Raw genomic sequence first — 21,732 nt, 5'->3', positions numbered from 1 at the left:
ATGAGTAATCAAAAACATATCTTATTAGTTGAAGATGATGAAAGCATGGCTTTTTTATTAAAAGATAGTTTAGAAAACTATCATTTTAATGTAACTCTTTTTCCTAATGGCAAATTAGCTTTAAACGAATTCCATAAAAATTCTTTTGATATCTGTTTACTGGACGTTATGATGCCTATAATGGACGGATTTAGTCTAGCTAAAGAAATAAGAAAAATTAACACTAACATCCCTGTTATTTTTTTAACTGCCAAATCCATGAAAGAAGATAAAATTAATGGCTTTAAAATTGGTGCTGATGATTATGTAACTAAACCTTTTAATATTGAAGAGTTAGTACTTCGAATCAAAGCTATTTTAAAAAGAAGTTCTGCTGTTCAAACATTTAAAAACATTATTCCTTTTTCTAATTATAGTTTAGATCTTGATAACCTAATATTAAATACTAATAATAGTAAAGCTATACAACTAACTCAAAAAGAAGCTGATATTTTAGCCTTATTCGCTAGAAACAAAAACACTTTACTTAAAAGAGATTATATTTTAAACTCCGTATGGAAAGATGACAACTATTTTATCGGAAGAAGCTTAGATGTTTTCATTTCCAAACTACGAAAACACTTTAAAAATACTACTTCAATTCAAATAAAAAATATACATGGTACTGGTTATAAATTTATAGTCACTGATGAAACCTCAACTACATTTTCATAAACTTAGTTTCCTTCTTTAACTTTGTTCCATAAATATTTATAATATATACTCCTACAGATAATTTACTTGTATCAACTTTAAAATCTTCTCCATTATAATATTCTCGTTTTCTATAAATGGATTGCCCGTTAACATCAAAAACATGAATATCAAAAGGATCTCCTATAACTCCGTATGCTGAAATAAACAAAACATCTGAAACTGGAACGGGATATATCATTACCGAATTTTCTGTAACTGCATCATTTTCAACCATTATTTTACTTATGATTGTACTACAATTTGATGGATTCAATTTCTCGCAAATGGTATATTCATAATCGTAAGTACCTCCAGTAGTTCCTGAACTCACTACAATTGTCCCGTCAGAGTTCATTACAATACTTCCATTTAATGGATTAGGAGAAGCTCCTACTGTTAAGTCAATATCTGACACATTTAATAGCAGTCCGTTTAACAAATCATTAGATAAAACACTAGCAGTTACTTCTCCTTTTCTTCCATTTATGTTTGTGAAAATTTCTTCTTTTGCTTCTATTATAGAACTATCTACAACTACCTTACTTGTAATTGTACTACAGTTTGATGGATTTAATTTCTCACAGATGGTGTATTCAAAACTATAAGTACCAGCTGTCGTTCCTGAACTTACCGTTATTGCTCCATCGGAATTTATTATAATGCTTCCACTTAATGGATTCGGAGAAGTTCCAGCAGTAAAATTGATGTATGAAATATTAGTTAATAATGCCCCATTTAACTGGTCATTAGAAAAAACACTGACTGTCACTCCTCCTACTTTTCCATTGATTCCTGTAAAAGTGTCCGTTTTAGCTTCTATTACTGAACTATCTACAACTACCTTACTTGTAATTGTACTACAGTTTGATGGATTTAATTTTTCACATATAGTATATTTATAATCATAAGTGCCAGCAGTGGTTCCTGAACTTACTGTTATTGTCCCATCGGAGTTCATTACAATACTTCCACTTTGAGATGTTGGTGAAGTACCTGCTGTTAAAGTAACTTCTGAAGCGTTCAATAAAGTTCCATTCAATATATCGTTTGTTAAAACACTTGCTGTAACCCCTCCTATTTTTCCGTTGATTCCTATAAAAGTTTCTGTTTTGGCTTCGATTACTGAACTATCTACAACTACCTTACTTGTAATTGTGCTACAGTTTGATGGATTTAGTTTCTCACAGATCGTATATTCATAATCATAAGTGCCAGCAGTGGTTTCTGAACTTACGGTTATCGTTCCATCGGAGTTCATTACAATACTTCCACTTTGAGGTGTTGGTGAAGTACCTGCTGTTAAAGTAACTTCTGAAGCGTTCAATAAAGTTCCATTCAACATATCGTTTGTTAAAACACTTGTTGTGACTCCTCCTATTTTTCCCTTGATTCCTGTAAAGGTTTCTGTTTTAGCTTCGATTACTGAACTATCTACAACTACTTTACTAGTAACTGTACTACAGTTTGATGGATTTAATTTTTCGCAGATAGTATATTCATAATCATAAGTACCTGCTGTCGTTCCTGAACTTATTGTTATTGTCCCATCGGAATTCATTATAATATTTCCACTTTGAGGTGTTGGTGAAGTACCCGTTGTTAAAGTAACTTCTGAAGCGTTTAATAAAGTTCCATTTAACATATCGTTTGTTAAAACACTTGCTGTGGCTCCCCCTACTTTTCCGTTGATTCCTGTAAAAGTTTCTGTTTTAGTCTCGATTACTGAACTATCCACAACTACCTTACTTGTAATTGTACTACAGTTTGATGGATTTAATTTTTCACATATAGTATATTTATAATCATAAGTACCTGCGGTAGTTTCTGAACTTATTGTTATTGTTCCATCAGAATTCATTACAATACTTCCACTTGAGGGAGTTGGTGAAGTACCCGCAGTTAAAGTAACTTCTGAAGCGTTCAATAAAGTTCCATTCAACATATCGTTTGTTAAAACACTTGTTGTGACTCCTCCTACCTTTCCATTGATTCCTGTAAAAGTGTCTGTTTTGGCTTCAATTACTGAACTATCTACAACTACCTTACTTGTAATTGTACTACAGTTTGATGGGTTTAGTTTCTCACAGGTAGTATATTCATAATCATAAGTGCCAGCGGTGGTTTCTGGACTTATTGTTATTGTTCCATCAGAATTCATTGCAATACTTCCACTTTGAGGTGTTGGTGAAGTGCCTGCTGTTAAAGTAACTTCTGAAGCATTTAATAAAACACCATTCAACATATCGTTTGTTAAAACACTAGCTGTAACTCCTCCTACTTTTCCATTAATTCCTGTAAAAGTTTCTGCTTTGGCTTCGATTACTGAACTATCCACAACTACCTTACTTGTAATTGTACTACAGTTTGATGGATTTAATTTTTCACATATAGTATATTTATAATCATAAGTACCTGTGGTCGTTTCTGGACTTATTGTTATTGTTCCATCAGAATTCATTGCAATACTTCCACTTTGAGGTGTTGGTGAAGTGCCTGCTGTTAAAGCAATTTCTGAAGCGTTCAATAAAGTTCCATTCAATATATCGTTTGTTAAAACACTAGCTGTAACTCCTCCAACTTTTCCGTTGATTCCTGTAAAAGTTTCTGTTTTGGCTTCGATTACTGAACTACCTACAACTACCTTACTTGCAATTGTACTACAGTTTGATGGATTTAATTTTTCACAGATGGTATATTCATAATCATAAGTTCCAGCAGTGGTTCCTGAACTTACGGTTATCGTTCCATCTGAATTCATTACAATACTACCACTTGTTGGAGTTGGTGAAGTTCCTGCTGTTAAAGTAATTTCTGAAGCGTTCAATAAAGCTCCATTTAACGTATCGTTTGTTAAAACACTTGCTGTACCCCCTCCTACTTTTCCGTTAATTCCTGTAAAGGTTTCTGTTACCGCCGTAACTGTATTCTGTACAGATTCAATTTTAATTAAATAATCTTCAACTTGCCCTGTAATAACATGACAACTATTTACATTTCCTTCATACCCAATTACACGCATTCTTAAATTCGTATCATATACAACATCTTCTTTAGGGATAGTTATAGTTCCTGTAAAAGTTTCACCAATTGCTACACTCTGCCTAGCCACTGTTTCATTATACCCCGTAAAATCTCCGTCATTATTATAATCTATATAAACTACATAACTTAAATTAAATCCAGGAGCATAAGAATCAGTTATTGAAATTGAATAACTTTCTCCTTCTTTTACATCATATATTATACTGGTAAAATCCTGATAACCTTCACTTCCTGAGCTATTATTAGAATTCCCGTCAAAAGTTACATTTCCAATTACTTTAAACCAAAGACTATTATCTACAACAGGCGTACACATTGTTTTACCAGTATCAAACTCAATTATATTACTGTAATATGTTTTTCCATTTGCGATATACTTAATTCTAAACTGATATGAATTTCCTAAAACAGTATTAATCTCTGTTTCAATATTAAACTTTGCATCTTTACTATATACGGAGGGGTTAAATGAAACACTATTATCAAAAGCAGTAGTTCCATATTCTATAAATAATCCTTCTAAATCATTATTCTCAGGAAAAACAACTCCTTTTAACCTCCATTGATTATTCCCTAAATTTAAAGCTACTAAACTTTCTGCTAATGGAATTTTATGTGTGATAAGTTCAAAACTTTTTTTATCTCCATAATGAATTCCATATGCATCTCTCACGAAAGGGCGATAATAATACTTCCCATTATAGTCTAAATCATCTATTGTATTTTGAAATATCGTATTATTTGATACTACTGAAGAATGAATACTAACAGATGAATTATTTATATTTAAATCTCCATCAAATTTAGAATATACAAACCCTGAATTGACAACATTAGTTGTCCCATCAAATGTAGCTTCTAACATTACACTATTACTCTTAACCAATGAATGTTGTATATTATTGAAAATTACTTTAGATTTTACTTCAACTAATAAATCAACAGTTTGTGTAGTACCAGTTGTTTGACATGAAGTTGGTGCTATTGATGATTCAACACCTGCTACTCTCATTAATAAATATTTATTCTTAATTGCTGAATTAGGTACAGTAAAATTAGATGAATATTCATCTACCAATCCTCCTGAACTAATTATTTCTTCATTAGCATCATCAAAATCACCATCATTATTATAATCTATCCATGCTTTTAAATAAAGTTTAAATGAACCCGCATAACTATCTTTAATAAAAATTGATGATTCTTCTCCTGTAAAAAAATTAAATACTTTGTTTGTAGCTACATAAATACTTTTGTCTGTTACATTATATTCTTCCTCATTTAATTTAATAGTACTAATTCCTTTGAACCATGGAAGACTCCAAGTACCAGTTAATACACAATTAGGTGTTACTGGATTAGCTTTAACATGAATATATTGCTCTTTAACAATAGTATCTGAACCATTATTATTAGTTGCTTTCAATGTTACTTTATAATACCCTACAGTTGACAATACTACTTTTGGAGTTGTTTGATTAGATATATTAATTACATCGTTACCATTTTCTATTGTCCATTCTAATTCAGTTGCATTAGAAGATTGATCAACTAAAGTAATTGATTCTCCTTCTATAATTTCATTTGAATTATTCCCATAAATGTTGAAATCTGCTACTGGTTTGTTTCCATTTTTATCTAGTACAGATTGTAAACTTGAACTCCAGACACCTCTTCCATACTTAGACACATATAATCTACTATCATTATTAGGGTAATAAGCAATACGCATATCTGTAAGATTTTGTAATGGCAATCCTTTATTAAACTCAACCCAATTGGTTAGATTTTCATCCGAATAATATACAGTCAGATTGGTGTATATATAAATTCCTTCTGTCGTATTTTTATCCATTAATACTGAAGCTGGATTAGCTGATGGAAAATTGCCTTTTAACTTCCAAGTTTCTCCTTTATCTTTTGATATATACACCCCTGTGTTAGTAGCAATGACAATTATATTTTCGCTATAAGGATGTGTTGCTATTCTATAACGTGATACTTTTGGTGCATTTGGGAGCTCTACCCAAGTAGGTTCTGCTGCCGACAAGTTTTCTGTATAAAATAGCCTGTTCCCTACTTCATCTCCCAAAAACGCTAATTCTTTATTTGCTCTTGATTGTTCAAAAGTTCCTGGATGTAAACTTGTAATTCCTGCTGAAGTAACCTTAACTGTCTCCCAATTATTATGAACTGGCACCCACGAATGTCCTGTAGAATTCGCTTGATTCTCTCCTTGAAAACCATTTACTAACCACCCATCTTTATTTAACGGAGAACGTACTAAACGTACATCACCTGTAGTAAATCCATATAATCTATTTGCATTGAAATAATCGGCATTAATATTATTATACACAGAAAACTCATCAGTTCCACCATCTAATTTTACCTTAAGACTTCCTGTTATAAATTTAGTATCATCATTCGGTTGTATTCTTCCTCTATAAACATCTGCAGAAGCTACATGACTATCTCTTCCATTTCTAGTAAATATTTGCCCTATATCCTGTCCTCCTGTCATAAACACTCCTTTATCCATTTGGCTAACATCCATTTGACTTCCTTCAGAAACACAAATATCTCCGTTTTTAGAAACTACCTTACTATTTAAATAAGCTTTCTTAGACAAACCTGAAGCTGTTACTTCAGCATCTGTAGGAAATAAATCATCTTCTTTAATTGCCCACATACCACCATCATTACACCAAAACACTGAATCTTTTGCTACATTCGTTGTAACATATCTATTATCAGCCCAATTACTTTCTCCATAACTTGGTTTATACTCCCAAAGAATACCTCCATCTTCACTACCCCAAAACTTTTCTCTTAACGTTAACATTCTATCTGGATTGTTAGGACTTACATAAAAATCACTTATCCAAGTAGCTACTGAATACGGGTTAATACTTCCATAATAATCTGACGTTTCTTCTGTAAATCCCTGAGCATTTGCTGCTTTTACTAAAGGTACTGGTCCATTAGGATAATTATAAGTTGGGTGTTTCACTTCTGTGAAATTAAAATAAGAAGTATTATCTGCTGGATTAGGATTAAAATCTGATTTCCATAAACCTATAAATCTTGTGGGAGTGTTTCCATCATCTAAACCATAAGCAAAAACCTGAGTAGAACCGGTTGTTGGCTTATAAAGCCCTAAATAAAATCGATCTACCTTATTCAGGTGTGTTATAATATTTTTCTCTATAAAGGTATCTCCTTTATCTTTTGAGAAATTTAAAACTGGAGCAATATCTGCATTATCATTTGACACTATTATTAAATCCCAATTATCTGTTAAGTCAATATCTGTATAACTCCCCGTTAATTTCAACTCCCAGTTTAATCCCGAATTTACACTTAAATAAATACCACTAGATGTGGCTGCTAGTACTCTAGTTGCATCTATTGGATCTGAGTGGATATCATAGATAGTTCCTGAAACCCCTGAACTTCTGTCCTCCCAAGAAACACCTTCATTATTAGAATACCAAACCTTTTGATCTTCCGCTGCTCCTAGGTATAATATAGATGGATTAGATTTATTTACATCAATACATGAAGTATTATCTGTTGCAAAATAATCGGTTTGTGGTATCCAATTCTTACCATAATTAACTGTTTTCCAAAGCCCTCCATTTCTGGCACATGCATACATAATCGCTGGGTTTGTTGGATGCATTTCTAGATATTGTATTGCTCCATTACCAGTTGCTGACCAGTGAACTTCAGGATCGCCAAAAGGCCCTAAATTTTTCCAACTTCCGTACCCATTATTATTAGGAATACTCGACGTAAAAAATGTTGCTGCTTTTTCATAATTTGTTTTTTGCTTTTTAGTATTTGGCAAAGCCTTTCTATAAACCAACAATTCTTTATAATATCCTAAATCTGAAGTTAAATAACCCTCACTATCTAATTTTGGTTTTACTCTTTTTTCTAGTTTTTCAAAATGTTCTATAGTTTCACTATCTAAATCATGAGTAGATCCATAAGCTTTAAACGCTGAAACAACATCAGAAAATTTCACTTTTTCCTGTAAGAGCATATCTTGCCAAACTGGATGTTCGTATGCATTTTTATCTAAAAAAATTAGTTTTTTCTTAGTTTCGTTATTACAAGAAAACAATAGAGAAAAGGCTATTATGAGTACTATTCTTTTCATATTTAATAATTTAGGATATCAATTATTTCAATATGCAAAGGGACGTTTTATATCGCTAATTTCCTCATCAAAAACAACTACCGTACACATATATGTAATAAACGGTAGGAAATATGTAATAAACGGTAAATATCTATATATCTAAAAACCATAGTTTTATCAGTGCTATGAAAAAACTATTGGAATTTTTACCTTTTCATTTCCTTATATGTGTCATTTTAGGCATTATTATCCAATTTTATTTAAATGTTTGGCAGCTTAACTTTATTTACATAGGGTTTATTACTCTTTTAATCTTATCAATTTTATATGTTTTAAAAAGAAAGAACCTCCGTAAATTATTTTCTTTAATAACTTTACTTTTTTTTCTCTTTATTGGAATTGTTATTACATTCATAAATAACCCTAAAAATCATCCTAACTTTTATTATAAGTATATTTCTAAGAATTCATCTACAATACTTGTAATCAAGAAAAATTTAAGATCTAACAAATACTATTATAAATTCGTTGCTCAAATAGTTCAAATTGATTCAAATAAAACAATAGGTAATATTCTTTTAAACATAAAAAAAGACAGTTCTTCTTTTTCTTTAAAAATTGATGATAGAGTTTTTATAAAAGCTCAATTTAAAGACATTCCTTTTCCTCTTAATCCTTATCAATTTAATTATAAGCACTATTTAACTAAACAATATATTTATCATCAAATTTTCATTAATAAACATGAATTCAAACTTTTAAAAAAGAGAACATTTTCACTAACTGGTCTTGCTGAAAATTTTAGAGACAAGATTCAATCTTCTTTAAACAGACTCTATTTCAAACCTAATGAACAAGCAGTTATTAATGCTCTATTATTAGGCGAAAGGAAAAATATGTCGAGAAAATTACTTGAGAGTTATACTAAAGCAGGAGCCATTCATATTTTAGCTATATCTGGTTTACATGTAGGTATTATTTTTTTAATTCTAAATTATCTGTTTAAACCTCTTGAAAAGTTTAAATACGGTCGTATAGCTACAACTCTCTTTGTTATTTTATTGCTATGGTCGTTTGCTTTTATAACTGGATTATCTGCTTCTGTTGTTAGAGCTGTTACTATGTTTAGCTTTCTTAATATTGGAAAGGCTTTTAAAAAAAAGAAAGTTATAGAGTTCTCTATCATTAGCTCTATGTTCTTTTTATTATTAATAAAACCTTTATTTTTATTTGACATTGGATTTCAATTAAGTTACTTAGCCGTTTTTGGCATTATTTGGATACAACCAAGATTATCAACCTTATGGAAGCCTAAGTTTTTTTTCTTTAAAAAATTCTGGGATTTATTTACCATATCTATTGCTGCTCAAATTAGTGTATTACCTATTAGCTTATTCTATTTCCATCAATTTCCTAGTTTATTTATTATTTCAAACCTCATTATAATTCCATGTTTAACATTTATCTTAATTGGTGGGATTTTAATTATAATATTAGCTTCATGTAATTCTACACCTTCATTTTTAATTGACTCTTATGCTTTTATTATTTCTAAAATGAATAAAGTTATTGACTGGATTTCCAATCAAGAGAAGTTTTTATTTCAGGAAATTTCAATGTCTTTTTATGAAATGATGTTTTGGTATTTAATACTCATATTTTCTTTTCAATTTATTATTTCTAAAAAGGTGAATTATTTCATCTATACATTAACAATAATATTATTTCTTCAGGGGCATCTAATTTTCAAAAAGTATATTCAAGAAAACAAGCAAGAATTAATTGTTTTTCACAATCAACGAAAAAATTTAATAGGAATACGAAATGGTAAAAAACTACAAGTCTTTCAATCTTTAGATACTCTGAATAATTCTACTAAAAATATACTTAAGAGCTATTACACAAATGAATCTATAGATAAAACTGTAGTTTACACTCAAACTAATGTATTTAAGTTTAAATCGGAGACTATTTTAATTATTGATAGTTTAAATATTTATAAACTTCCAATTAAAAATCCAGTTGTTATTTTACAAAACTCTCCCAAAATTAATTTAGTTCGTTTAATAAACACATTAAACCCTAAGCTAATAATTGCTGATGGAAGTAATTATAAAAGTTACATAACTAGATGGAATTTTACTTGTAAAAACAAAAAAACTCCATTTTACTATACTGGTAAAAACGGAGCTTATTTTATTAACTAAAACGTATTTTAGATTGAACCTTTAAAGTTCTTTTCAAATTCTTTCCAACTTGTTTTTTTATAATTATCATTATTAAAAAACGCTAATACTTTTTCAAAACGTTCTTTTGTCATATAACCTGGAACTGTTTGAATCAATTGCTCTTTTTCGTTAAAGAAGGCTGTTGAAGGATAACTCATTTTTCCTTTCATTATAGCAGCTGCTAATTCATGATATTTACTTCTTCCTTGTTGAACAAACTTATATGTTTTTCCTTGAAAACTGATATCTTCTCTTCCTTCTCCGTCCATCTTCACTGCATAATAGTTATCATTTATATATTTAACTATTACTTCATTTTTATAAGTTGTTTTATCCATCTTCTTACACCAGCCACACCAGTCTGTATATAAATCGATTAAAATTGGTTTAGGATTTACTTTATTTTTCGCCATTGCTTCTTCAAAAGTTAACCAATTAACTTTATCCTGAGCTTTCACTCCGGCTGAAACAATTACTAAAACTGCTACTAATATTAATTTCTTCATATCTCTTAAGTCTCAATAAGTATTCCAAATTTACAAAAAAACCTGCCAAATATTAATATTTAGCAGGTTGTAATATTGTTTTAACTTTTATTTAGGGTTATTTTACCCCGTGCATTAACTTCTTAATCACTGGATAAAGCACTGCTGACAACACTGCTAAACCTAGGGAAACAAATGTTAACAACCAGAAAAAGCTACTTAAACCTTCTTCTTGTGCTATTGCCTCTGAAGACTCTGCAAATACACCTGCTAATTTCATACCAATAGCTACTGCTAAATACCAAATACCAAACATAAAGGCAATCATTCTACCTGGCACTAATTTAGAAACGTATGATAATGCTACTGGCGACACACATAACTCTCCCATAGTATGGAAAAGGTAAACTAAAATTAAATAGATAATACTAACTGATGCAGTTTTAGCTCCAGGCTCTATTCCATCAGCTCCAATAGCAATAACAGCCATTCCTAAACCTAATAATGCCATTCCAATAGCCCACTTCATATTAGCATTTGGATTGTATTTACTTTCCCACCATTTAGAAAATAATGGAGCCAAAGTAATAATGTATAATGAATTTAATACTGAGAACCATGATGCTGGAATTTTAGTTGTATCTTTCTGAAACTCTTCGTTTAACATCCATAAAGCAATAAACCAAATAATAACAAAACTGATTGCTAAGAATATATTTGACCAAGCATATTTTGCAAATGTTTTTCTAAATAATAAATATAACACCCAAGTTATAATACCTAAAGGAACTATAGTCATTAAAGAGTTTACTATTTTAAAAGTCATACCTGCACTTCCTTCCAAAGTTCTTTGAGTATAATCTTTTGCAAATACTGTTAATGAACTCGGTGATTGTTCAAAAATCGCCCAAAAGAAAATAGTTACAAATGCAAAGAACATTACTGCTAACATTCTATCTCTTAAAACAGGTGTATATTTTGGTATACGAATTACTAATAAAGCAATGAATATGACAAAAGCTGCTAAAATTGCTATAGTAGAGCCTGATAATCCAGCTACTTCAAATGGAAACACATTATATTTCCCTTCTGAAATCTTAGAAATAGGGTCATTGAATATCCATAATAAACCTAAAAGAGAAGCAATAGCTATTAATACTTTTTGAACTCCTGTAAATGGATTTCTTCCTTCTTCTGCTTCATTTTCATCAGCTGTAATATCATCAATTACATCTACATTTTTATTTTTAGGACCATTACCAATGTTGCCAAATATTCCTTGTGCAAACCAGAACTGTAACAATCCAAATAACATAAAAATACCAGCTACTCCAAACCCCAAAGACCATCCTATTTTTTCTCCTAAATAACCACATAAAAGAATACCTAAGAAAGCTCCTGCATTTACTCCCATATAAAAGATAGTATAGGCTCCATCTTTTTTCTCTTCTTTTCCTTTATACATTTCAGAAATAATAGAAGTCATATTTGGCTTAAAGAAACCACTACCTATAACTAACAATCCTAATCCTGCATAAATAAAGAATGGTGTTTCTACTGCCATACAAGCATGCCCTAAAGTCATTAATAAGGCTCCCCAAACAACTGCTTTTCTAATACCAATTATATTATCAGCAAAATATCCTCCAATCATTGTAGAAAGATAAACTAATGAAGTATAAGTTCCGAAAATAGCGAATGCCCATTCACGAGGCCAACCCCAACCATCATCTAGTAATGATGCTGTAAAAAATAAAACTAATAATGCACGCATTCCGTAGTACGAAAAACGTTCCCACATTTCTGTAAAGAACAACACGAACAGCCCTGCTGGATGTCCTAACACCTTGTCTTTAAATAGATTTTCAATATCTGTATTCATATTTCTGTTGTATAGTTTATATAATGAAAGAAACCTTGCAATACTTTATATATTACAAGGTTTCTTTTTTTATTAGTTATTATCAGCTAGTTCAAATCCTTCTGCTTCTTCATGTTTTGAACCATTAATATCTTCAGCTCCGTGTGTCAATCTCTTTAACGGTTTCAATAAAGCTATAATTAATAATCCAAAAATTACACAGAAAATCGTGATTCCTGTAAATAATTGTAGCTCTGAAAAGTTTTTAATTTGTTCCCCAATAGTTCCGGCAACAAAATTACCTAAACCAGTAGCGGCAAAATAAGCTCCCATCATTAACGACGCATATTTTACTGGAGCTAATTTTGTAATGAATGATAAAGATACTGGCGATGTACATAACTCTCCTATTGTGTGAAATAAATATGCTAACACCAACCAATACATTCCCGAAGTACCTGTTGTTTCATATTGACTAGAAGCAAATGACATAAATACAAAACCAAGTCCCATAATAATTACACCTGTAGCCATCTTAAATAATGATGAAGATTCTTTTCCTTTTCTTCCCCATTTAATCCAGAAGTTTGCCACTAGAATACCTAAAGTAAAAATAAAGAAGGCATTAACAGATTGGAAATAAGAAGCTGGTACTTCCCACCCAAACAACATTCTATCAGTTTTAGATTTTGCATATAAATTCATTAAACCTCCTGCTTGTTCAAATGCTCCCCAGAATACAATTACAATTAAAAAAGACAATAACATTACTTTAATTCTATCTTTTTCAATATTTGTTAAAGGTCTATTCATTGCCTCCTTTTCTTCCGGAGTAGCTTCTTTAGCTCCAATAAAATTACCTGTACCTTTTAAGTATTTTTGACCCCATATGTAAATTATTTGTCCAATGAACATTCCAATTCCTGCTAAACCAAATCCATAGTGCCAATTAACATTCTCTCCTAACTGTCCTATAATAATTCCAGCTAAAAATGCTCCAATATTAATTCCTATATAAAAAATAGTGAATCCTTTATCTCTTCTATCATCTCCTTTTCCATATAATCCTCCTACCATAGTAGAAATATTAGGCTTTAATCCTCCTACTCCTGCAATAATAAATCCTAAACCAGTATAAAAAGCCCAGGGTGCATCAATAGCTAAAACACCATGACCAATACATAGCAATAATCCTCCAAGCATTACTGTTTTCTTTTGCCCTAAAAGTTTATCAGCTATAATTCCTCCAGGAATTGCAGCCAAATACACTAATGTTGTATACCACTTATAGAGCGAAATAGCTTCAGACTCTGACCAACCCCAACCTGGGTTATCACTTGTTACTGCTGCTGTTAAAAAAAGCACTAACAATGCACGCATTCCATAATAAGAAAAACGCTCCCAAAGTTCTGTAAAGAATAAAACATAAAGTCCTATTGGATGTCCGAAAACCTCTTTTTCATGAGGTTGCTTGTTTGATAATTGCGCCATATTTTATAAGTTGTTTTTAATAAAGTTTGTCATTTTTGTGTACAAATGTAAACGAGTATTTCCACCATAAATTCCGTGGTTTTTGTCTGGATACATTCCCCATTCAAATTGTTTATTTGCTTGGATTAATGCTTCTGCCATTCTGTAAGCATTTTGCACATGTACATTATCATCACCAGTACCATGAATTAACAAGTACTTTCCTTTTAATAACTCTGGGTAATTTAATGGTGAATTTTCATCGTAACCTGTAGGATTTTCCTCAGGTGTACGCATATAACGTTCTGTATAAATTGTATCATAAAAACGCCATGTAGTAACTGGTGCTACTGCAATTGCCGCAGCAAAAACATCGTTTCCTTTTAATAATGAGTTTGTACTCATGTGACCTCCAAAAGACCATCCCCAAATTCCAATTCTCTTAGCATCTACATATGGCAACTCAGCTAATTTTTTAGCTACTGCAATTTGGTCTTCTGTTTCATGCTTTACTAAATTCATGTACGTTACTTTTTTAAAGTCACGTCCTTTAAATCCAGTTCCTCTTCCATCTACACACACAATAATGTATCCATCCTGTGCCAACATTTGGTGCCAATAATCATTTGCGCCATTCCAACGGTTAGCTACTTGTTGAGATCCTGGCCCTGAATACTGATACATCAATACTGGATATTTTTTATTATGATCAAAATTAGCTGGCTTAATTGTATACATATTTAAGTCTTCACCGTTTACATTAATAGTTGAAAACTCTTTTTTACTTAAATTGTATTGTGCTATTAATTCTTTTAAAGCTACATTATCTTTTATTGTTTTTAATACTTTTCCTTCATCGTTTCTTAATGTATACACATTTGGCGTATTAGCATCTGAAAAAGTATTGATAAAATAATGCATGTTTTTACTAAATGAAGCTCTATTAGTTCCATCAGGATTACTTAATAACTTTTTATTCTCTCCTTTTAAAGAAATACTATAAACTCCTCTATTGATAGAACCATTTTCTACCGATTGGTAATAAATTGTTTTTTTGTCTTCATTATAACCATAGTATGAAGTTACTTCCCAATTACCTTTAGTAACTTGATTAATTAACTTCCCTGATTTATCGTAGTGATAAATGTGGTTAAATCCATCTTTTTCACTTGTCCAAATAAAACTGTTATCTTTTAAGAAAGTTAAGTCATCATTAACTTCTACATAAGCTTTATCCGTTTCATTCAACACTAAAGAACTGTTGTATGTTTTAGCATCAACAAAATACATTTTTAAATCATTTTGATGACGATTTAAAGTACGGATTGATAATATATTTCCTTCATTAGTCCAGTTAATTCTAGGAATATACTCATACTCTCCTACAGTAATCTCAGCTGTTTTATTTGTTTCAAAAGAAAAAATATGCAAAGATACTTTTGCATTGTCTTCTCCAGCTTTTGGATATTTAAATACATGTTGCTTTGGATATTTCCCTTGTCCGTAAACATCCATTGAAAAAGTTTTTACTTTACTTTCGTTAAATCTTAAATACGCTAAATATTTACTATCCTTACTCCATTCGAAAGCTTTTACAAAACCAAATTCTTCTTCGTATACCCAATCTGTAATACCATTAATAATTTCGTTTTTCTTTCCATTACTTGTAATTTGGTAAACTACATTGTTTTCAGAATAATCTTTAATAAATAAATTATTTCCTTTTGCGTAAGCTACCTTTTTACTATCTGGTGAAAAAGTTGGTTCTTGAATGTCCTCTCCAATTAAGTCTAACGATTTCGTTGCGATATCATAAACATAAAAGGTACCTAAAAAAGAACGACGAAAAATCGGTTTAAAGGCAGTACCTAAAATCAACTTTGTTTCGTCGTTATTAAAACTATATGATTGAAATGTTTTTAATCCACTTAAATCTTTACTATCTACAATTGTGGCTACTTTTTCTAAAGTTTCATAGCTATATTTATCTACAGAAGTACTTCCATCGGCATAATTCAATAATGAGTAAAAATCGCCATTCATTGAATTTAAAGAGTTCATGTAATCAGCTCTAAACGTGCCGTTTCTCCATATATCTTCTAAAGAAATATCTTTTTTTTGTGCTTGCACAAACGTAGATATCCCTATAAAAAACATTAATATTTTCTTCATATTGATTTGTTGTTTGTATAAAAAGTTTGCCAAGTTTACGGAAAAATCATCAAAAATCCCTCCAAAATTGGCAGAAATCCTAAATAACAACCCTATTTTAACAGGATTCATTTATCTTTGGCCCTTATAAAACTAACAAAGAATGTCGAAAATTATTTCAGGTTTTTCTAAGCTTTCAAAAGAAGAAAAAATAGATTGGCTGTCTACTAATTATTTTAACAACCAACCAGAAATTATTAAAACTATAAAACAGTATTGGAATGTAGATGAGAAATTACAACAACTACATGACGATTTTATTGAGAATACCATTTCTAACTTTTACATGCCTTACGGTATAGCTCCAAATTTTGTTATCAACAACAGAAATTACGTAATTCCTATGGTAGTTGAAGAAAGCTCTGTGGTTGCTGCTGCTTCTTTAGTTGCTAAATTTTGGAGTACTCGAGGAGGATTTAAAACCGAAGTTATTTCTACTACTAAAATTGGACAAGTTCATTTTATGTATTCTGGAAATAAAAGTGAGTTAGAAACTTATTTTAACGAACAAAAACCAGAATTATTCAAAGCCACAGCATCTATAACTAAAAACATGGAAAAACGTGGTGGTGGTATTTTGGATATTCAATTAGTTGATAAAACTAACGAACTTGAAAATTACTTTCAACTTCATGTTACTTTTGAAACTAAAGATTCTATGGGAGCTAATTTCATTAACTCTTGTTTAGAAGCCATGGCTAATCAGTTTAGAAAAGATGATATTGAAATTATAATGAGCATCCTTTCTAATTATGTTCCTGAATGTATTGTTAGATCTGAAGTAAGTTGTAAAATTGAAGATTTAGGAGGTGATGATCCGCATAAATTTGCTAGAAAATTTGAACAAGCTGTAAAAATTGCTGAAATAGAACCTTACAGAGCTGTTACTCATAATAAAGGAATTATGAATGGTATTGACTCTGTGGTATTAGCTACTGGAAATGATTTTAGAGCTATTGAAGCTGGAGCACATGCTTATGCTTCTAAAGATGGTCAATACAGAAGTTTAACTCATTGTAGTATTGAAGATGACGTTTTTAAATTTTGGATTGAACTTCCTTTAGCTTTAGGTACTGTAGGTGGTCTAACAGCTTTACACCCTATGGCTAAACTATCATTAGACATGATGCAAAGACCTTCTGCTAGAGAATTAATGGAGATTATGGCAACGGCAGGTTTAGCTCAAAACTTTGCTGCCTTACGTGCTTTAACAACCAAAGGTATACAGCACGGTCATATGAAAATGCATTTGCAAAATATTTTAAATCAACTAGAAGCTACTTCTAAAGAAAAAGAAAAAATAGTAGCTTTTTTTGAAAACAAAACAGTTTCTCATAGTGCTGTTGTTGATAAATTTAACGAATTAAGAAAATAGTTTGAATACATTTTATAGCAACGGAAAATTACTATTAACTGGTGAATATGTAGTCTTAGACGAGGCTGTTTCATTAGCTGTACCCACTAAGTTTGGACAAGATTTAATCATTGAACCAATAAAAGAACCTCAACTTATTTGGGGAAGCTTTACCAATACAGGTGAATGTTGGTTTGAAGCTAGCTTCGATTTACCTAAGCTACGCCTAACCTCAGCTACTTTTAACTCTAACAAAGAAGGTAGTGCTGAATTTATTGCCGAAACTTTACGTGATATTTTACAAGAAGCCAAACGTTTAAACCCAAAGTTTTTGGATAACCAACAAGGTTTTATTGTAAAAACAAATCTAACTTTCCCACAAAACTGGGGACTTGGTAGCTCTTCTACTTTAATAAACAATGTAGCTTCATGGGCTGAAGTAAATCCGTTTACCTTGTTATGGAATGCTTTTTCTGGTAGTGGTTACGACATTGCTTGTGCTAGTCATAACTCACCTATTTTATATCAATTAAAAGAAAACCAACCTATTGTTAATGAAGTTACATTCAATCCGAGCTTTTCGGATGAACTCTTTTTTGTTTATTTAAACCAAAAACAAAACAGTAGAGAAGGTATTTCTCAATACAAACAACATAGAAACGAAGCCAAACTTTTAATTCACGAAATAGACGCTTTAACTCAAGAGTTTTTAACTACCAATTCCTCTAAAAATTTAAATAAAATAATTGTTGAACACGAACAGATAATTAGTTCTATTATTAAACAACAACCTGTTAAAAAACGTCTTTTTTCTGATTACTTTGGCGAAATTAAAAGTCTAGGTGCTTGGGGCGGTGATTTTATTTTAGCTACTGGTAATGATGACTCTATTGATTATTTCAATCAAAAAGGATTCAGCACTATCTTACCATATAAAGAAATGATTTTATAATGAAGAAAGTAATAATTATTGGTGGTGGTGCAGCTGGTTTTTTTACAGCCATTAACGCGAAAGAAAAGAATCCGGACTTAGACATTACTATTCTTGAAAAAGGAAAAGAAGTTTTACAAAAAGTAAAAATTTCTGGTGGAGGTAGATGCAATGTTACGCATGCTTGCTTTGAACCTAAGGAACTAACAAAATTCTATCCCAGAGGCGAAAAAGAATTATTAGGTCCTTTTCATCAATTTATGACTGGTGACACTTTTGAATGGTTTGACAATAAAGGCGTTCCTTTAAAAATTGAAAGTGACAACAGAGTTTTCCCTGAAGCTAACACTTCGCAAGCTATTATTGACTGCTTTACTAGTGCTGTTGATAAACTTGGTATTAAAGTATTAAAAAACCATGGCGTAAATAGTGTTTCTCATCATGAAAACAAATGGATTGTTAACACTAAAGAAAAGCAATTTGAAGCCGATTTTTTAGTCGTTGCTGCTGGTAGCTCTAAAAAAGTTTGGGATTTATGTAAAACTTTAGATCACTCTATTATTCCTCCCGTTCCTTCGTTATTTACTTTCAATATTAAAGATAAACGAATTATCGATTTAGGCGGTATTTCTGTTCCTAATGCCGAAGTAAAACTTGTTGGTACTAATCTAGAAAACAATGGCCCTTTATTAATCACACACTGGGGATTAAGTGGCCCTGCCATTTTAAAACTATCAGCTTTTGGAGCTCGTATTTTAGCTGAAAAGAACTATCAATACAATGTTCTTGTTAATTGGCTTGGACAAGATTTTGATGCTGTTTTAGACGAATTATCTCAATTAAAAAAGCAACAAGCAAAAAAACAAGTAGGTTTAAAATCTCCTTTTGCTGACATTCCTCGTCGTTTATGGGAACGCTTGGTTGTTGCTTCTGATATTAAAACAAATCAGAACTGGGGTGACTTAAGTAACAAACTGCTTAACAATTTAGCTAGTCAATTAACTAAAGGGTTATTTAATGCAAATGGACGAACGACTTTTAAAGAGGAGTTTGTAACTGCTGGTGGTGTTAATTTAAAAGAAATAAACTTTAAACGTTTTGAAAGCAAACTACATGAAAATTTATTTTTTGTTGGTGAAGTCTTAAATATTGATGCTGTTACTGGCGGATTCAACTTTCAGAACGCTTGGACTGGTGGGTTCATTTGCGCAACTACTATTGCTAATCAATAATTTATTTTGTTTCTCTTCAATAATCATTTATTTTTAACAAATAATGAATGAAGAAACTTTTATTGAATTTTGGCTTCGCGACGCAACTCAAATTCTAGTTCGCTACCTTGTTATTGCAGGCTCTGCCTTTATACTTTTCTATATTCTTTTTAAGAACACTTTATGGTTTAGAAAAATCCAAAAAAAGCTTCCTAAATTAAAAGATTATAAAAGAGATATTATCTACTCTTTTATATCTGTTTCAATTTTTGCCACTGTAGCTCTTTTTGTGTTTTACTATTTACTTCCCTATACCAATATCTATTTTAGTTTTGATGAATACGGTACCACATACTATATATTGAGTTGGGTTTGGATGTTTTTCTTACATGACACTTATTTTTATTGGATGCACCGTTTAATGCATCATCCTAAACTTTATAGAAAAGTTCATTTAATTCACCATAAATCGACCAACCCATCACCTTGGACTGCTTATGCTTTTCATCCTTTTGAAGCTTTTTTAGAAGCTCTTATTGCTCCTTTAATTGCTTTTACATTACCGGTTCATATTTCTTCTTTTGGACTATTCTTTTTATTCCAAATTATTTATAATGTCTATGGACATTTAGGCTTTGAGTTGTATCCTAAAAAATTTCACAAAACCTTTATTGGTAAGTGGATTAACACCTCCGTTGCACATAATTTACATCATAAAAGATTTAATGGTAATTATGGATTGTACTTCCTTTTTTGGGATAGAATAATGGGAACTATAAGAGACGATTATGACACTACTTTTGAAAACACTACTTCAAATAAAAACAATAACTAGTAACTCATAATTGTTCCATAGTACAATAACTGGAATGTTTTTACATCTAACAACAAACAATTCATAGACATCATAATCCCATAATTTGTTTTATCGTAAAAACGATAATTAAAATAATCTATTTCATTTCCATCATGATCATAGAAAACATCATTTGTTTTGAAATGACCTTTATAAAAATTTTCTAGTTGTGATAATTTGTGTACGTTTATTTTAACGGAATGATTATACAAACTATCAATCTTCACTTTAAGTATAACTCCTTTAAAACTTAAAGCTCCTCCTCGTCGAAAAAGTATGTTTTTATAGTGATCATCCTCTAACAAATCATATAAAACTTGTTCTGTATTCGCCTCACTTTGAAGTCTCTCAATATACTTAGACAAATTATTAGACAATCTATTAAACTCTTCTATTCTAGTTTTTGTCTTTTGAAACATCAAAGGCTTCTCTTCTGCCTGTTTTTCAAAAAAAGAAGTTCTTCCAGCAATTAATTCACTGTTAATACGAATAGCTTCTGTTATAGATTTATGCGCTGAATAAGTTGAAAATTTATGCTGTGAAAAACCATAAAAAGTTCCTAAAAATAGAGACATTAATATAAGCTTGTTCTTCATACAACATAAATTTTTTAATAAGATACTGTATTTAAATTTATTTTTCAAAAAACAAACTCAATACTATTCTTCTTCGTAACAATTAAAAACAATTGAATAACCATATTCTATAGCTTCTTCATACAATTCTTTTTGATCTTCATCTACATCATTTACAGAATCTAATGTAAAGTACTCTTCTTCAATCTCTGTTACTTTCCAACCTTCATCTTTAATATAGAATTTTGCTAATCGAATAGCTCCTTCTATATCTTTATAATCTATATACAAACTTACGTAAGCTCCTAAAACTTCATCGTAATGTTCTGATGATTTTCTTGGTTTTGCTAAGGCATTTATTAAAAACATATCTAATTTCTATTTTTTTAAGCTAATACTCCTCTATGAGGTTTTAATGCATCTCTAAAAGTTTTCATATGCGTTTCATCTACAATAATAAAAGCATATGTATGCATTGGATTTACTTCTTTATAATTTACCTCATCATATGGTAAGTTATCAATTTGTGCAAACTCTTTCAAATGTATACAATGATGTTTTGCTGTTTCTAAACCATCTGGCCCTTTAAAATCCCAAATTAGTTTTATTTTTCTACTCATCTC

The 21,732-nt window shown here is 30.7% G+C and carries 14 protein-coding genes; 6 read left to right on the top strand and 8 right to left on the bottom strand.

Features of this window, described 5'->3' with window-relative positions; genetic code table 11:
- The gene (locus Q0958_RS17485; protein WP_299125495.1) at positions 1-714 is read left to right on the top strand and encodes a response regulator transcription factor; all 714 of its coding nucleotides are present in this window, start codon (positions 1-3) and stop codon (positions 712-714) included.
- Here Q0958_RS17485 and Q0958_RS17480 read toward each other — a convergent pair.
- Positions 701-7,945, bottom strand: coding sequence for a GEVED domain-containing protein (locus Q0958_RS17480; RefSeq protein ID WP_299125492.1), 7,245 nt, complete (start codon positions 7,943-7,945; stop codon positions 701-703). The genes Q0958_RS17485 and Q0958_RS17480 overlap by 14 nt on opposite strands.
- 167 nt (positions 7,946-8,112) lie before the next feature.
- On the opposite strand from Q0958_RS17480, the gene Q0958_RS17475 reads away from it, so the two are divergent.
- Positions 8,113-10,134: a ComEC/Rec2 family competence protein gene (locus Q0958_RS17475; protein WP_299125489.1), complete on the top strand. Its 2,022-nt coding sequence runs from the start codon at positions 8,113-8,115 to the stop codon at positions 10,132-10,134.
- Between the two features lie 8 nt (positions 10,135-10,142).
- Here the strand turns inward: Q0958_RS17475 and Q0958_RS17470 are convergent, their stop codons facing one another.
- The 4 genes from Q0958_RS17470 to Q0958_RS17455 form a co-directional block, all read right to left on the bottom strand.
- The gene (locus tag Q0958_RS17470) at positions 10,143-10,661 is read right to left on the bottom strand and encodes a DUF255 domain-containing protein (RefSeq protein ID WP_299125487.1); all 519 of its coding nucleotides are present in this window, start codon (positions 10,659-10,661) and stop codon (positions 10,143-10,145) included.
- Positions 10,662-10,758: 97 nt separating this feature from the next.
- Positions 10,759-12,522: a peptide MFS transporter gene (locus Q0958_RS17465; protein ID WP_299125485.1), complete on the bottom strand. Its 1,764-nt coding sequence runs from the start codon at positions 12,520-12,522 to the stop codon at positions 10,759-10,761.
- Positions 12,523-12,594: 72 nt separating this feature from the next.
- Positions 12,595-13,992, bottom strand: a complete 1,398-nt coding sequence (locus Q0958_RS17460) for a peptide MFS transporter (protein WP_299125483.1) — start codon at positions 13,990-13,992, stop codon at positions 12,595-12,597.
- Between the two features lie 3 nt (positions 13,993-13,995).
- Complete coding sequence (locus Q0958_RS17455; RefSeq protein ID WP_299125571.1) at positions 13,996-16,143, bottom strand: S9 family peptidase; 2,148 nt, start codon at positions 16,141-16,143, stop codon at positions 13,996-13,998.
- A 142-nt stretch (positions 16,144-16,285) separates the two neighbouring features.
- On the opposite strand from Q0958_RS17455, the gene Q0958_RS17450 reads away from it, so the two are divergent.
- Genes Q0958_RS17450 through Q0958_RS17435 form a run of 4 tightly spaced genes read left to right on the top strand, consistent with a single transcriptional unit; the run spans position 16,286 to position 20,513 of the window.
- Entirely contained in the window at positions 16,286-17,557 is a 1,272-nt protein-coding gene (locus Q0958_RS17450; RefSeq protein ID WP_299125482.1) for a hydroxymethylglutaryl-CoA reductase, degradative, read from the top strand.
- Between the two features lies 1 nt (position 17,558).
- The gene (locus Q0958_RS17445; protein ID WP_299125480.1) at positions 17,559-18,488 is read left to right on the top strand and encodes a GYDIA family GHMP kinase; all 930 of its coding nucleotides are present in this window, start codon (positions 17,559-17,561) and stop codon (positions 18,486-18,488) included.
- Positions 18,488-19,699: an NAD(P)/FAD-dependent oxidoreductase gene (locus Q0958_RS17440; RefSeq protein ID WP_299125477.1), complete on the top strand. Its 1,212-nt coding sequence runs from the start codon at positions 18,488-18,490 to the stop codon at positions 19,697-19,699. The genes Q0958_RS17445 and Q0958_RS17440 overlap by 1 nt, the downstream gene beginning before the upstream one ends.
- A 43-nt stretch (positions 19,700-19,742) precedes the next feature.
- Positions 19,743-20,513 (top strand): sterol desaturase family protein, encoded by a 771-nt coding sequence (locus Q0958_RS17435; protein ID WP_299125475.1) that lies wholly within the window; start codon positions 19,743-19,745, stop codon positions 20,511-20,513.
- Here the strand turns inward: Q0958_RS17435 and Q0958_RS17430 are convergent.
- From Q0958_RS17430 to Q0958_RS17420, 3 genes are all read right to left on the bottom strand, one after another.
- Positions 20,510-21,130: a hypothetical protein gene (locus Q0958_RS17430; RefSeq protein ID WP_299125472.1), complete on the bottom strand. Its 621-nt coding sequence runs from the start codon at positions 21,128-21,130 to the stop codon at positions 20,510-20,512. The genes Q0958_RS17435 and Q0958_RS17430 overlap by 4 nt on opposite strands.
- A gap of 63 nt (positions 21,131-21,193) precedes the next feature.
- A complete protein-coding gene (locus tag Q0958_RS17425; protein ID WP_299125469.1) occupies positions 21,194-21,478 on the bottom strand; it encodes a hypothetical protein in 285 nt (94 codons plus the stop codon).
- 17 nt (positions 21,479-21,495) lie between these two features.
- Positions 21,496-21,729, bottom strand: coding sequence for a hypothetical protein (locus Q0958_RS17420; RefSeq protein ID WP_299125467.1), 234 nt, complete (start codon positions 21,727-21,729; stop codon positions 21,496-21,498).
- Between the last annotated feature and the right edge of the window lie 3 nt (positions 21,730-21,732).

Origin of the sequence: uncultured Tenacibaculum sp., assembly GCF_947499065.1 — a bacterium.
Classification (GTDB): Bacteria; Bacteroidota; Bacteroidia; order Flavobacteriales; family Flavobacteriaceae; genus Polaribacter.
This window is presented reverse-complemented; position numbering and strand designations above follow the sequence as displayed.

What these genes read in the sequence shown, in the direction of transcription:
- Q0958_RS17485 (WP_299125495.1), top strand. Translation starts at nt 1, where the DNA reads ATGAGTAATCAAAAACATATCTTATTAGTTGAAGATGATGAAAGCATG.
- Q0958_RS17480 (WP_299125492.1), bottom strand. Translation starts at nt 7,945, where the DNA reads ATGAAAAGAATAGTACTCATAATAGCCTTTTCTCTATTGTTTTCTTGT.
- Q0958_RS17475 (WP_299125489.1), top strand. Translation starts at nt 8,113, where the DNA reads ATGAAAAAACTATTGGAATTTTTACCTTTTCATTTCCTTATATGTGTC.
- Q0958_RS17470 (WP_299125487.1), bottom strand. Translation starts at nt 10,661, where the DNA reads ATGAAGAAATTAATATTAGTAGCAGTTTTAGTAATTGTTTCAGCCGGA.
- Q0958_RS17465 (WP_299125485.1), bottom strand. Translation starts at nt 12,522, where the DNA reads ATGAATACAGATATTGAAAATCTATTTAAAGACAAGGTGTTAGGACAT.
- Q0958_RS17460 (WP_299125483.1), bottom strand. Translation starts at nt 13,992, where the DNA reads ATGGCGCAATTATCAAACAAGCAACCTCATGAAAAAGAGGTTTTCGGA.
- Q0958_RS17455 (WP_299125571.1), bottom strand. Translation starts at nt 16,143, where the DNA reads ATGAAGAAAATATTAATGTTTTTTATAGGGATATCTACGTTTGTGCAA.
- Q0958_RS17450 (WP_299125482.1), top strand. Translation starts at nt 16,286, where the DNA reads ATGTCGAAAATTATTTCAGGTTTTTCTAAGCTTTCAAAAGAAGAAAAA.
- Q0958_RS17440 (WP_299125477.1), top strand. Translation starts at nt 18,488, where the DNA reads ATGAAGAAAGTAATAATTATTGGTGGTGGTGCAGCTGGTTTTTTTACA.
- Q0958_RS17435 (WP_299125475.1), top strand. Translation starts at nt 19,743, where the DNA reads ATGAATGAAGAAACTTTTATTGAATTTTGGCTTCGCGACGCAACTCAA.
- Q0958_RS17430 (WP_299125472.1), bottom strand. Translation starts at nt 21,130, where the DNA reads ATGAAGAACAAGCTTATATTAATGTCTCTATTTTTAGGAACTTTTTAT.
- Q0958_RS17425 (WP_299125469.1), bottom strand. Translation starts at nt 21,478, where the DNA reads ATGTTTTTAATAAATGCCTTAGCAAAACCAAGAAAATCATCAGAACAT.
- Q0958_RS17420 (WP_299125467.1), bottom strand. Translation starts at nt 21,729, where the DNA reads ATGAGTAGAAAAATAAAACTAATTTGGGATTTTAAAGGGCCAGATGGT.